The organism is Brevundimonas sp., from assembly GCF_016463485.1.
Taxonomy (GTDB): Bacteria; Pseudomonadota; Alphaproteobacteria; order Caulobacterales; family Caulobacteraceae; genus Brevundimonas.
Genome location: NZ_JAEMRD010000098.1, coordinates 1 through 12,891, shown reverse-complemented (window position 1 = coordinate 12,891; position 12,891 = coordinate 1). Strand labels below are relative to the sequence as shown.

The 12,891-nt window shown below is 68.0% G+C and carries 13 protein-coding genes and 1 pseudogene; 9 read left to right on the top strand and 5 right to left on the bottom strand.

What is annotated here, in order from left to right:
- From JHC99_RS13180 to JHC99_RS13140, 9 genes and pseudogenes are all read left to right on the top strand, one after another.
- Positions 1-389 (top strand): annotated as a pseudogene (locus JHC99_RS13180) (ABC transporter ATP-binding protein); the annotation flags it as partial.
- 43 nt (positions 390-432) lie between these two features.
- Positions 433-1,437: an alpha/beta hydrolase fold domain-containing protein gene (locus JHC99_RS13175; protein ID WP_292154841.1), complete on the top strand. Its 1,005-nt coding sequence runs from the start codon at positions 433-435 to the stop codon at positions 1,435-1,437.
- A gap of 621 nt (positions 1,438-2,058) precedes the next feature.
- Positions 2,059-2,526 (top strand): hypothetical protein, encoded by a 468-nt coding sequence (locus tag JHC99_RS13170; RefSeq protein ID WP_292154840.1) that lies wholly within the window; start codon positions 2,059-2,061, stop codon positions 2,524-2,526.
- Positions 2,527-2,883: 357 nt separating this feature from the next.
- Positions 2,884-3,498 (top strand): hypothetical protein, encoded by a 615-nt coding sequence (locus JHC99_RS13165; RefSeq protein WP_292154839.1) that lies wholly within the window; start codon positions 2,884-2,886, stop codon positions 3,496-3,498.
- Between the two features lie 160 nt (positions 3,499-3,658).
- The gene (locus JHC99_RS13160; protein WP_292154838.1) at positions 3,659-4,696 is read left to right on the top strand and encodes an ABC transporter substrate-binding protein; all 1,038 of its coding nucleotides are present in this window, start codon (positions 3,659-3,661) and stop codon (positions 4,694-4,696) included.
- Positions 4,689-5,477, top strand: a complete 789-nt coding sequence (locus JHC99_RS13155) for an ATP-binding cassette domain-containing protein (protein WP_292154837.1) — start codon at positions 4,689-4,691, stop codon at positions 5,475-5,477. Before JHC99_RS13160 ends, JHC99_RS13155 begins: the two co-directional genes overlap by 8 nt.
- The gene (locus JHC99_RS13150; RefSeq protein ID WP_292154836.1) at positions 5,474-6,241 is read left to right on the top strand and encodes an ABC transporter permease; all 768 of its coding nucleotides are present in this window, start codon (positions 5,474-5,476) and stop codon (positions 6,239-6,241) included. Before JHC99_RS13155 ends, JHC99_RS13150 begins: the two co-directional genes overlap by 4 nt.
- A 62-nt stretch (positions 6,242-6,303) precedes the next feature.
- Entirely contained in the window at positions 6,304-7,371 is a 1,068-nt protein-coding gene (locus JHC99_RS13145) for a hypothetical protein (protein WP_292154835.1), read from the top strand.
- On the top strand, positions 7,368-8,477 hold the full coding sequence (locus JHC99_RS13140; RefSeq protein ID WP_292154834.1) for a DUF2336 domain-containing protein: 1,110 nt from the start codon (positions 7,368-7,370) through the stop codon (positions 8,475-8,477). Before JHC99_RS13145 ends, JHC99_RS13140 begins: the two co-directional genes overlap by 4 nt.
- Positions 8,478-8,656: 179 nt before the next feature.
- Here the strand turns inward: JHC99_RS13140 and JHC99_RS13135 are convergent, their stop codons facing one another.
- The 5 genes from JHC99_RS13135 to JHC99_RS13115 all read right to left on the bottom strand — a co-directional run.
- Positions 8,657-9,088 carry a MucR family transcriptional regulator gene (locus JHC99_RS13135; protein ID WP_271147190.1) on the bottom strand — a complete coding sequence of 144 codons (432 nt, stop codon included), beginning with the start codon at positions 9,086-9,088 and terminating at the stop codon, positions 8,657-8,659.
- Between the two features lie 153 nt (positions 9,089-9,241).
- Complete coding sequence (locus JHC99_RS13130) at positions 9,242-10,459, bottom strand: DUF2336 domain-containing protein (RefSeq protein ID WP_292154833.1); 1,218 nt, start codon at positions 10,457-10,459, stop codon at positions 9,242-9,244.
- A 43-nt stretch (positions 10,460-10,502) separates the two neighbouring features.
- The gene (locus tag JHC99_RS13125) at positions 10,503-10,976 is read right to left on the bottom strand and encodes a copper chaperone PCu(A)C (protein ID WP_292154832.1); all 474 of its coding nucleotides are present in this window, start codon (positions 10,974-10,976) and stop codon (positions 10,503-10,505) included.
- Between the two features lie 78 nt (positions 10,977-11,054).
- The gene (gene cysK, locus JHC99_RS13120; RefSeq protein ID WP_292154831.1) at positions 11,055-12,029 is read right to left on the bottom strand and encodes a cysteine synthase A; all 975 of its coding nucleotides are present in this window, start codon (positions 12,027-12,029) and stop codon (positions 11,055-11,057) included.
- A gap of 443 nt (positions 12,030-12,472) precedes the next feature.
- The coding region (locus JHC99_RS13115) for a M10 family metallopeptidase C-terminal domain-containing protein (protein ID WP_292154830.1) at positions 12,473-12,891 on the bottom strand (419 nt) is incomplete at its 5' end.

Here is a 12,891-nt window from a genome sequence, read left to right as displayed (position 1 = left end):
GCGGCGACATCGTCGAGACCCCCGGCGGCTGGACCGACTTCATCCGCCAGAACCCGGACTTCCTCAAACAGATCGCCGCCGGCCGTGGCCCGGTGCAGGCCGAGCCGGTTCCGGCACCCGTCCCCCTCGCCAAGGCCGCTCCTGCGCCCAAGGGCAAGATGTCCTTCAAGGACACTCACCGCCTAAAGGAGCTCGACACCCTGATCCACGAGCTCCCCGACACCATCAAGGCCCACCAGACCCGGCTCGACGACGTGAATTTCTACAGCCGCGACCCCGCCGGCTTCGCCTCCACCATGAAGGCCCTCGAAGCCGCCCAGCACAGGCTCGCCGCCGCCGAGGAGGAATGGTTGGAGCTCGAGGCGAAACGGGAGGCTCTGGTGGGCTGAACCGCCTCATGGCGTAAATCGCCTCGCGCGCTAGACTTCGACCATGGCTCTGACGGTCCACACGCTTCCGCTGACCCCGGCCCAGACCCGCGCAGCCCTGCGGGTGAACGCAGCCCTGTCGCTCGCGCCTCGCCTCAAACCCGCAGGCTGGAGACTCCAGCTCGGTCTGCGGCTCAATGGGTTCGCGGGGTACGCAGCCGGGCGCATCGGCTCCCTGGCGCTGAGGCGGCGCGGCGTCGCAGTCTCCCGGCTGCAGGTCGGCCCGGACGACAAGGCGGTCGGACTCCGCCTGCTTGAGCCCGCCGCACCCCGCGCCTTGGTGGTCGATTTCCACGGCGGCGGCTGGGTCATCGGCAGCGCGGCCCTGAACGACCGCCTGACGGGTCATCTGGCCCAGGCGGGGCTCGCCGTCGCCTCGGTCGACTACCGACTTCTCGACGAGGTGAAAAAGGTCTGGATGCCGGACGCCGTCGAGGACTGCGCCACGGCGCTGCGATGGGCCATCGACGAAGGCCGCGCCCGTTTCGGCGTTGATCGGGTCTTCGTGATCGGGGAGTCGGCCGGAGCCCATCTTGCCGCGCTCGCCCTGCTCAAACTGGGCGACGAGGGCGAGACCCGGCTTCCGGCCTGCATCTTTGTCCAGGGGGTGTTCGACCTGTCCGGAACACCGTCCGCCCGTACCGCCGGCGCCGATGCGCTGCTGTTCGATGGCCCGAACCTCGTGCGTGATCTGGGCCTGCTGACGCCCGGTCTCGACGAGATTGGCCGAAGAGCGCCTGACCTTTCACCCCTCTACGCGGACCTGAGTGGACTGCCACCTGCCCTGTTCGTCGCGGGCGAGATCGACCCCTTAACGGATGACAGCCTGCTGATGGCCGAAGCATGGGGACGGGTGGGCCGCGCCGTCCTGCTGGACGTTCCGACCGCTCCCCACGGCTTCCAGCATTTCGGCGCCCCGACAGCCGCCCTCGCCCAAGCCTTCATGCGAGACTGGATTTCCCGCGAGCTCGATGCCGACCCGCTTTCTGTGGAAAACCCAAACGCCTGATCCATCGGACCAATTACGATCCGTCCACAGATGTTCACAGGATTGTCCACCGGGCTCGAGGTCGTCATGCACAACCGAGCGAATTCAGGCGCTTGCCGTTTAACGCATTCGGCGCGAACGTCAACAGGCCGAGGGACACGGCGGCGCGGAAATCCGGGGAGACCGGGGTTTCAAGCGGGTCGGTCCGGCTCTCTGATCCGGCACTTCGCCAAAGGCGCTTTCGGGCGACAGCGGGGAAGTCAGGACAGGGCCAAGGCTCCTGATGCGGAACGCTTGCGCGGGAAGGATCGAGGGGAACCGGGCCGGGATCGATGAACGACGTGTGGTTTAGAGACCCCGCGATACGGCATCGGACAGGAGTCGACAGGATACAGCCGAATGCTTCCGGGGTCCGCTCCGCAGGCAGAACGTCAGGGCCCTGAACCTCAATGGCCAAGTCCCAACCCGGACTTGGTGAGGGGACGAGAGCAAGGGTTCGCCCGGGCTGTCGTCCCCTCGCTCAATTCCGGCTCCGGCATCTGGCCGGGCCGCTGCCTGAACTCCGCCTTGACGGCGCGGGAGCCCTCCCCCACCGTGATGCTCGCAAGCCGGAATGTCCGGCGGCGTGCAAGGGTCGGCCAAATGTTCTCGAGTGTTCTGGCCGCCATCGCCCTGGCCTTCTCCGGTGCCCCGCAGTCGACCCAGACGCCCGAAGAAACGGCGATGTACGCCGCCGACTACCGCGACCTAGCCGCCGCCTATGCCACCGCGCCAAAGCCCGTCATCGTCTCGGTCGAGGTCGACCGCCGACGCGACGTCGTCCGCGTCACCGGAACCGCCCCCGCGATCTGGTTCTCCGAGAACCAGTTTCCGATCGCCCTGGAAGACGCCAAGGGCGACGGCATCGGCGATTTCCTCGCCCATGCCCCACACAATTTCGGCGACGATGAGAACGAGTCCTGGGCCTTCGCCGTCAATATCTCCATCAAGCCCGGCGCCACGCCCGCGACGGTCATCGTCTCGGCCGACGAGGTCGCAGGCGAGTGGGGCGATGTCGGCCCGCCCCCCACGCCGACCTTCCGCTTCGCCATCCCGGCCGAGACCCGCTGAGGAATCTGGCCAGGGCCCTGAGCCTCAATTGCCAGTTTCCAATCCGGCCTTGGGGATCCGAATTTTTCGAGGTCCAACCGGCTTCGGCGGGGCGGCCTTGAAAGTTCGGGTTATTTTCCGTTCGGCCAGAACATGGTCGCAGAAGGGCCTTGCAATCTGTGGGTGCGTAGCTGAAGTTTGGCATATGGCTAAGACCGGAAAATCAACCGCACGACCGACCGCGACCGGCGCCTATGTTTCCGTTGGCCGAACGTCTGACGGTGTGAGGGTGCTCCTGCCGTCTGTTCCACCGACGCACTTCACGCAGGCGGAGGCGAGGCAGGCCGTCGCCTCAATGTACGGGTCCAACACGCGAAAGTGACGATACGCACCGAGTCGCGTGACGTCTTCATCAACTGCCCTTTCGACGAGGGTTATCAGTCTATTTTTCGGGCTCTGGTCTTCACGATCATACGGTCTGGTTTTCGTCCTCGGTGCGCGCTGGAAGTGGATGATGCCACCCGCAACCGACTTTCCGTCATCATGGACATCATCGAAGAGTGTCGGTTCGGTGTTCACGACATTTCCAGGACTGAACTGGACGGTGATCCGGCCTTGCCGCGGTTCAACATGCCCCTCGAACTCGGGCTCTTTCTGGGCGCTAAACGGTACGGGTCCGAAGCCCAGGCCGTGAAGCGGTGCATCATCTTGGATGTAGAACGGTATCGGTTTCAGCGCTTCATTTCGGACATTGCCGGACAAGATATCCATGCCCATGACGGCGAAGCGACTCGATGCATCGAGGAGGTCGCAACCTGGCTGAGAACACAGAGCCGAGTTCGAACAGTGCCGGGAGGAAGGGCTATCGCCGCCGAGTTCGCCGTGTTCGAGCTCGCCTTGCCCGCCCTATGCGCCCTTTGGACGCTTGAGCCGGACGAGATGACTTTCGGAGACCTCGCGACCCTCGCGTCCGAATATGTCGCCTCCACCTGACAGTGCCGCCGCGCGCTACGGACGGCCCCACCCTTTCCAATCCGCACGATCCGCACGATCCGCACTGTGATTTTGCCGACATGATCTGCCCACCCGACGCCGTTCTCGAACCTCAACGGCCCGCCTTCCTTTCAACGCCAAGGCGCTCTAGTTTCCCGCCATGTCGCGAGACCAGAATCGCCCTCTCATCGCCAGCCGTCGCCTGATCCTGGCGGGTGGCGTCGCGACGACCGTGGCGGGCCTGGCCTCCTGCTTCCGGTCCGAGGCCCCGGTCGATGACCAGGGCCGGGTCCGCATCCGCTTCGCCACCGACTGGCGCGCCCAGGCCGAGCACGGCGGCTTCTACCAGGCCCTGGCGTCCGGGGCCTACGAGCGGCGCGGCCTGAACGTCCAGATCGTCCAGGGTGGCCCCGGCGTGAACGTGCCCCAGTTGCTGGCGGCCGGTGCCGTCGAACTGGGCATGGGCTCCAACAGCTTCATCCCCTTCAACCTGGTCGCCGAGAACGCCCCGGTGAAGGCCGTCGCCGCCTTCTTCCAGAAGGACCCCCAGGTCCTGATCGCCCACCCCGACCCGGCGCTGGAGACCATCGCCGACCTCGCCGGCCGGCCCTTCCTGCTGGCCGACGCCTCGATCACGGCCTTCTGGGTCTGGTTGAAGGCCAAATATGGCTTCACCGACGACCAGGTCCGCAAATACACCTTCAACCCGGCCCCCTTCCTCGCTGACGAGCGGGCGGTGCAGCAGGGCTATCTGACCTCCGAGCCCTTCACGATCGAAGAGGTCGGCGGCTTCGAACCCAGGGTCTTTCTTCTGGCCGACGAAGGCTATCCCTCCTATGCCGCCATGGTCCTGTCGCCCGACGGTTTCGCCCGCGACAACGCCAAGGCCCTGCGCAGCTTCATCGCTGCCTCGGCCGAGGGCTGGCGCGACTATATGAACGGCGACCCCAAGGCGGCCAACGCCCTGATCAAGCGCGACAATCCCGACATGACGGACAAGAGCCTGGACCAGGCCCGTACGGCCCTGAACGACAACGCCATCGTCGAGGGCGGCGATGCGGCCCTCTTTGGCCTCGGCACCATGACCGCCGAACGCTGGCAGGCCTTCTTCGACACCACGTCCGGCGCCGGCGTCTATCCGGCCGGCCTGAACTGGCGCGACGCCTTCACCGACAACTATCTGCCGGGCCGTGGCTGAGACCTCGGGTGCCCCCATCGCCCGGCTGAGCCAGGCCGTCGTCCGCTATGCGCGCGGCCCCTCGATCGGCCCCGTCGACCTGACCCTCCATCCCGGAGAGATCGTCGCCCTGGTCGGTGCCTCCGGGGCCGGCAAGTCCACCACCTTGCGCCTGCTGGCCGGGCTGGAGCAGGCCTCCTCGGGTCAGGTCGCGCTCAACGCCGCCCCGGGCCGCACGGCCTTCGTCTTCCAGAGCCCGACCCTGATGCCCTGGGCCGACGCCCAGTCCAATGTCGCCCTGCCGCTGGAACTGACGGGCGTCCCCCGCCCCGAGGCCCACCGGCGCGCCGCTGAGGCCATGGCCGCCGTCGGCCTCGCCGAACGCCTCACCGCCCGCCCGGCCCAGCTATCGGGCGGCATGGCCATGCGCGTCTCCCTGGCCCGCGCCCTGGTCACCGAGCCCGAACTCCTGCTGCTGGACGAGCCCTTCGCCGCGCTCGACTCCATCACCCGCCGCAGCCTGATCGAGGACCTGCATCGGCTGTGGGAGGTCCGCCGCGCCATCGCCCCCATGGCCATCGCCTTCGTCACCCATGACGTGGACGAGGCGGTCTATCTGGCCTCGCGCGTCGTCGTCCTCAGCGCCGCCGGCGGCCGCACGGTCCAGAACCTCGACATCCCGGGCCCATTGCCCCGCCCCGCCGACTGGCGCCTCGAACCCGCCTATCGCCAGGCCGCGGAGACCGTCGCCCGCGCCCTCGCCGACGCCATGCCGGCACCAGCTTCGGCCACTCCCGCATGACCCGTCTCTGGCGCGCCCTGCCGCCCCTGCTTCTGATCGCCCTGCTGCTGGCGGTCTGGGAGACGTCCTGCCGCCTGCTGGCCGTCCCGACCTATTTCCTGCCTCCGCCCAGCGCCGTCGCCGTCGCCCTGGTCGAGCGCGCCCCGGTCCTGGCCGGTTCGGCGCTCCAGACCTTTTGGATGGCGATCCAGGCCCTCGTCGTCGCCACCGTCCTGGGCGGAGGCCTCGCCATCGCCGTCTCCCTGTCGGACGCCGCCGAGCGGGCCGTGCGGCCCCTGGCCATCGCGCTTCAGGTCACGCCCATCGTCGCCATCGCCCCCCTGGTGCTGATCTGGGCGGGGCTCGACAATGCCGAGCAGGCGGTCGTGGCCCTGGCCGCCGCCGTCGCCTTCTTCCCCGTCTTCTCGGGCGTCCTGACCGGGCTGAAGTCCGCCGATCCGGACCTGGAGCGGCTGTTCGACCTCTACCGCGCCAACCGGGTCCAGCGCCTGATCCGCCTGCGCCTGCCGACCGCGCTTCCGTTCGCGCTGGAGGGTCTGCGGGTCGCTGCAGGGCTGGCCGTCATCGGGGCCGTTGTCGCCGAGTTCGTCTCCGGCTCGGGTGCCGCCCAGGGTCTGGCCTGGCGTCTGCTGGAGGCCGGAAATCGCCTGCGTACCGCCGAGCTTCTGGCCGCCCTGGTCTGGCTGGCGGCCCTGGGGCTTGTACTCAACGCCGCCGTCGCCGCGATCAGCGGCTGGGTCGTGCGTCGCCAGTCGGGGCGTTAGCCCGGGGTTAACAGGCCGACGACTACCTTGGCCCGACGTTCCGCGTGAACGGGAGCCGCCCTGTGTCTGATCCTACCCTCTTTGCCCGACTTGTAACCTCGGTCGCCGTCAGCGCCGCGACCGTGCTGATCGCCGGTGTGGCGTCCGCCCAGTCGCGTCCCGGCGAGCAGGCCGGGCTGCGTTACCTGTCCTGGGCCGGAAAGCCCGCCTCGGCCGCGGCCGACGACCTGCGCCGCCCCGGCGTCATCCCGCGCCAGACCGCCTCGGCCACGCCGGCCCCGATGATGGGTCGCAACAGCCGCTACGGCTCCCCGACGCCGGGCGTCAACGCCCCGACCCCGGCCTCCGCCTGGATCTCCGGCCCGCCGCGTCCCCTGGCCATGCCCCAGGCACCCTCGCAGCCTCAGGCCCAGCCCCAGCCCCAGCCCTACGACATCCAGGCCCAGACCGCCGTCCACAGCCCGGGCTATGGCCAACCGCAAGTCCAGCAAGGCCAGATGAGTGCTCCGGCACCGTCCGAGGCGCAGATGATGGCCTCGGCACCCGCCTATGATCCCTCGCGCGCCTTCCGCCGCCAGGATCCCTACTACGCCGCCCCGCCCCAGGTGCAGGCGGCCATGCAGCCTTCGCCCCAGCCGACCTATATGCCGCCGCCCGCGTCGATCCCGACCGCGATCGATCCGGCCATGCAGCCGCAGCAGCAGGGCCAGACACAGGGTCAGACTTCCGCGCCCTACGACCCCAACGCCCCGCGCGCGGACGCCCTGATCTTCCGCATGAACCAGGGCGGTGCCCCGGGACAGACGCAGGCCCAGCCTCAGGCGCAGCCCCAGCCCCAGCCCCAATACACTCCACAGTATGCTCCGGCACCGTCCGACCCCAATGCGCCGCGCCAGCTGGCCCAGGCCGCCCCGACCCAGTCCGGACAGCCGCCCCGCGAAAGCGCGCGCTACTATTCGGTCCACCGCGAGGCAGGCCACGAGCCCGACGCCATGACCCTGCCTGAGTCCGTCTTCATCGGCGGCGGAGCCACCCCCGACCTCGCCGAGCCGCCGCCCGTGCCGATCATGCCGCGCACCGTCAACGGTCGCGCCCAGGTGATGGTCAATCAGGAACCGGTCCTGCCATGACCGACGTCGCCCCCGAGGCCGCCGTCGCCGGGTCTCGCCTGCCGGCCCTGATCGCCCTGGCCCAGGAACCGTCCAGCGAAAGCCGCCGGGCCCTGCTGCGCGAACTGACCGATCACTTCTTCGGCTCCACGACCCGCACGACCAATGAGGACGCCCTTTACGGCTCGGTCCTGTCGGACCTGGCCGCCGACATGGAGGTCGCCGTCCGGCGCGAACTTTCGGCCCGCTTCGCCGTCCGATCCGACGCCCCCCGCGCCCTGATCCGCCGCCTGGCCAATGACGAGGCCGACATCGCCGGCGAGGTGCTGCGCGTCTCGACCGTCCTGACCGAGGAAGACCTTCTGGGCGTCGTCCGCGCCAAGGGACAGGACCATCTGCGCGCCGTGTCCGGCCGCGCCGACGTGTCCGAGGCCCTGTCCGACGTCATCGTCCAGCGGGGCGACGACGTGACTCTTGGGACCCTGCTGCGCAACGACGGCGCCCGCCTGTCGCGATCCGCATCGGAAGCCGCCGTCGAGCGGGCCAAGGCCAATCCCGACCTCCACGCCGCCACCGTCGAACGCTCCAGCCTGCCGCCCGACCTGCTCAACGAGATGTATTTCGTGGTCGAGGCCCGACTGCGTCAGCACATCCTCGAACAGAACGCCGCCATGGACCCGGTGCTGCTCGAGAACGCCCTGGCCGCCGGACGGACCCGCATCGCCACCGACGACGGGGCCCTGCCCGCCGACTATGCCGCCGCCCACGACTATGTCGACGAACTGCGCGCCGCCGGCCAGCTGTCGCCGACCATGCTGGCTCGGTTCCTGCGCTCGGGCTCGCGCACGTCCTTCCTGATCGCCCTGGCCCAACTGGCCGACGTGGACTTCCACACGGCCCGCCAGATCGTCGAGCGGGGCGAGATCGACGCCCTGGCCGTCATCTGCAAGGCTGCCGACCTGGACCGCGCCCTGTTCCTGACCTTCACCGTGGTCATCCTGAACAAGGACGCCGACGCCATGGGCAAGGCCCACGGCTATGGCCGCCTCTACGCCGACCTGACCCGCGACCAGGCCCTGCGCACCGTCCGCTTCTGGCGCATGCGGCGGGGCGTTCAGGCGGCCTGACGCGGTCGTGACGGTGGGTGGTTCGTGATTAGTGGTTGGTGAATCTTGACCCGGCCCGAGCGCCACGCACTCGATCCCCGATCAGCAACACGGCCCAACCCCTAATCACGAACCACTAGTCACCAATACGCCCGCTCCCCTTCGGAAGCGGGCGCTTTCAGATTGTCGACGACCGAGTTCTACTTCTTGGCGCGGGTCGTGGTGCGGGCGGGTTTGCGGCCGCCCTGGCCCAGGCCCATCTGCTTGGCCAGTTCCGAACGGGCCTTGGCGTAGTTGGGGGCGACCATCGGATAGTCCTTGGCCAGGTTCCACTTGGCCCGATAGTCTTCGGGGCTCATGTCGTACTTGGTGCGCAGGTGACGCTTCAGCGACTTGAACTTGCGGCCGTCCTCAAGGCAGATCAGGAAGTCGGGGCTGATCGACTTTCGCACCGGTACCGCCGGCTCCTTGATCTCGGGCTCGACCTCGACCACGCCGGTCGAAACCTGCGACAGGGCGGCATGGATGTTGGAGATCAGCGACGGCAAGTCGTTGGCCGAGACACTGTTGTTGCCGACATAGGCCGACACGATGTCCGCCGTCATCTCCAGAAGACCGGTCTTCTCGTCCATGTTCAGAGCTTCCACTTGCTGATTCTGCCTTTACTCGCCGCTCTTACGGCTGGTTGGCAAGGTCAGTAGTGATCTTCGCCAACGAAAGCAATGCGACGTCATCGATCGTTGCGATTTACAGCAGACGAAGTCCGACAGCTTTGGCGCGACTGGTCAGCGTCCGAAGTTCTCGGCCAGGGCCATCATTGCGGCCCGCTCGGGTGCTGAGTATTCGTCCAGCCCTTCGCCGTCTCCGTCGCGAATGGCCTTCAGCAACTGCGGCGACAGGGCCGAGGACAGCGACCAGTTCCAGTAACGCAGCACCGTCTGGGCCCGGTCGACGGCCAGCATCTCGAAGCAGATCGCGACCCGTTCCCAGGCCGGATGGATCTGGCCGTCCGGTCCCACCTCGGGCCGGCGCATGGACCGCCACAGGTTCTGGAGATCTACGCGGGTCATCCCCGTCGCCTTGCACAGGATGGCCAGGGGCTCGCCGCCCGCATCACCCAGGATCTTGGCGCCGGTCAACGGCTTGATCCCGGCCAGGTAGGATATTTCGGAGGCCAGTTCGCGGGTCAGCCCGCCCTGCGCCGCGACGGCCACGGCCTGTTCCAGGTTGTCATAGGGGCTCTTGGCGACCGCCGCACGGTTCCTCTGTCGGCGCTCGATGAACTGAAGCGCCTTGCGTGCCACCGGGTCCTGCCACCCTTCCGCGGCGGCCATTGCGAAGACGTCCTCGACCACCTCCTGCATGACTTCGCGCGACACGGCGAAGCGTTGCAGGATGGTTCGGCGATCCTCGACCCCGCACCACCAGAACATCACATAGGCCCCCGACGGCCGCAGTTCCGCGCGGCGCAGCAGATGCGCGCAATAGCTGGGCGTCTGGCGGCTCTGGTCGACGATCTGTTCGACCCCGACCTGGGACAGGCGGGCCGTGACGTTGCGCATCACGGCCTCGACCACCCGGGGCTCGGCAAAGCCGATCAGGGTGTCGGTGACCACCTCGGCCAGACCGCGTCGACTGGCGATCAGGATCCGGTGCTCGACCGAGGCGTCCCGGGCACAGGCCACCAGGTCGGCGTCGGTCAGGGAGGCGCACTGCTCGATCAGCAGGCCGGCGATCTCCGGCTCGTCCCGCAGAAGCATCCGCGCCAGGCTGTTGGGCAGTTCCGACAGGGGGGCCAGGCGGGCGGCGACCCGCTTGCGCTCCTGGGGTGCGGCCAGACGCAGCATCTCCACCAGAAGGTCGCCGGTCACCGACCGCTCGAAGGCGTTGATCCGGCTGGCCGGCAGGGACACCACGTCGGCCAGCCGCTTGAGCAGCGCATGGCGCGCACGCAGCGCCGGGGTCGGCGCATCCTCAAGGCTGGCGGCGGCGGGCTCGGACATGTCCTGCACAGACTAGGCCTCAGCGGTTAACCGGCCGTGACGGTCAGTCGAACGCGGCCCAGGACGCCCGGCTGTCGGCGGTCAGGGCAAAGCCTGCCTGCACCTCGCCGGCCTCGCGAAAGGCCAAGGTCAGCAAGACCTGTCCGTCGACGGCCAGGGCCGGGTCGAAGTCGATCAGCATCAGGTGCAGATCGCTGCCCGGCCGGACATCGAGCCTGCCCTGGGCCGGCACGTCCCAGACAGGGTCCGCATCCATGCTGACCCCGGTCGCACTGCGTCGGATATGATGGAACTCGACCCGGCTGGCGCAGGTGCAGGTGACGCTCATCAGTTGGTCCGGTGCCGACGACGCATTGACGACCCGGACATAGCCCGCCGAAGCCTCGCCGACCGTCCCGGAGCTCGCCACGATCCGTCGGCTCAGGTCCAGCGACCCGGCGACCGTGGGGGTCTCGGCCAGTGCGGGCGCGGCGGCGAGCACTGCGGCCGCGCCCAGTATCGTGCGGAGGAACATCATCGAAACCTGTCCTTCAACGGGCCGCGAGGACCGGCACGACCTCAGTCTACAAAGCTTAATCCTGAAGCAGGGCCGACGCTACAGCCCGTCGAACAGGGCGGTCGACAGATAGCGTTCGGCGAAGCTGGGGATGATGACCACGATGGTCTTGCCGGCGTTCTCGTCCAGGGCGGCCAGGCGGAAGGCGGCGGTCAGGGCGGCGCCGGAGCTGATGCCCACCGGGATGCCCTCGGTCCGGGCGACCTTGCGGGCCATGTCGAAACTGTCCTCGTTGGAGACCTGTTCGACCGCATCGATCACATCGCGGTCCACGATCGAGGGGATGAAGCCGGCACCGATGCCCTGGATCTTGTGCGGGCCGGGCGCGCCGCCGGACAGGACGGGCGAGGCGGTCGGCTCGACCGCCACCATGCGCACCGAGGGCTTCTTGGCCTTCAGGGCCTGACCGACGCCGGTGATGGTGCCGCCGGTGCCGACGCCCGAGACGACGATGTCCACCGCGCCGGAGGTGTCGTTCCAGATCTCCTCGGCCGTGGTCGCCCGATGGATGGCGGGGTTGGCCAGGTTGTCGAACTGGGAGGGGCTGACGGCGTTGGGGGTGGTTTCCAGAAGTTCCTGGGCCCGGGCGATGGCCCCCTTCATGCCCTTTTCGGCGGGGGTCAGCTCCAGGGTGGCACCCAGCAGGGCCAGCATCTTGCGGCGCTCGATCGACATGGATTCCGGCATGACCAAGATCAGTTTGTAGCCCTTGGCGGCGGCGACGAAGGCCAGGGCGATGCCGGTGTTGCCGGATGTTGGCTCGATCAGGACGGTGTCGGGCTTGATCTTTCCGGCCGCCTCCAGCGCCTCGACCATGGCCACGCCGATCCGGTCCTTGACCGAGGCGATCGGGTTGAAGAACTCCAGCTTGGCCAGAACCGTGGCCTTTGACCCGTACTCGGCCGACAGCCGGGGCAGCTTGACCAGGGGGGTGTCGCCGATGGTGTCGATGATGGACTCATAGACCTTGCCACGGCCCTGGGTGGCGCGATTAGAGGCGTCGTAGTCGGACATGGAAGCTCCGTCGTTCCCGGTCGGTCGGGGTCGCATAACAGATAGGCCGATCGGTGCGACCGCAAGGGGGCGGCCCGGCGATTTATCGGTGGCGGCCCTGCGAGATTTCGTATCGGCGACGCGGCGGGACCGACGTCGGCGGCAGGCCTGAAAAACGGGAGCTGAAAGGTCCGAATGGTCTGAAATGTAAGGTTTACATTACTTGCTGAACCGTCCGGACTCCAAACAGAGTCCGAGGAGTCCGAGGAGTCCGGACTCCGATCGAGCCCCTGGGAGGGTGTTGCGAGGTGTCAAAGACCAGGGCGGAAAGACAGTCTATCACGACGCAGAGCAGCGCTCGGTCGAAGACCTCGACAATCGCCCAATCCCTTGTGCGGCAAGGGATTGGGACGCCGAAGTTAGAGAACAGGAACGCCGGAACCGCCCAGCGCGTGCCCTGCGCCCTAGAGATACCAGTCCGGGGTATGATGCAGGCCGGCGGTCGCGACAGTGTCGAGATCCAGCATGTACCGGCCGGTCCATGTCATCGGCCCGATCAGATTGCCGTCTTCGGCCCATTCGACCGGCAGGACATCGGCGCCGGTATCCTTGGAGATTGGCTCGAGCTCGCCGGCCGACGCGCTCCAGCGGATGTCGGACGCCAGCAGATGGGTGTCGGCAAGCTGGATCAGCATGTCGTTGGTCCCGTTGCCGCCCAGGTCCACGAACAGGAACGACCCGGTCCCCAGATAGGCGATGCCGAAGGCGTCCGACGCCCCGGTCCGCACCCCGGTCAGGTCGATCCGGTCCTGGCCCGAGACGAAGCCGAAGATGCCGTCGGCCGCCGCGACGGTCGAATCCGAGGCCGCGACATAGACGAAGG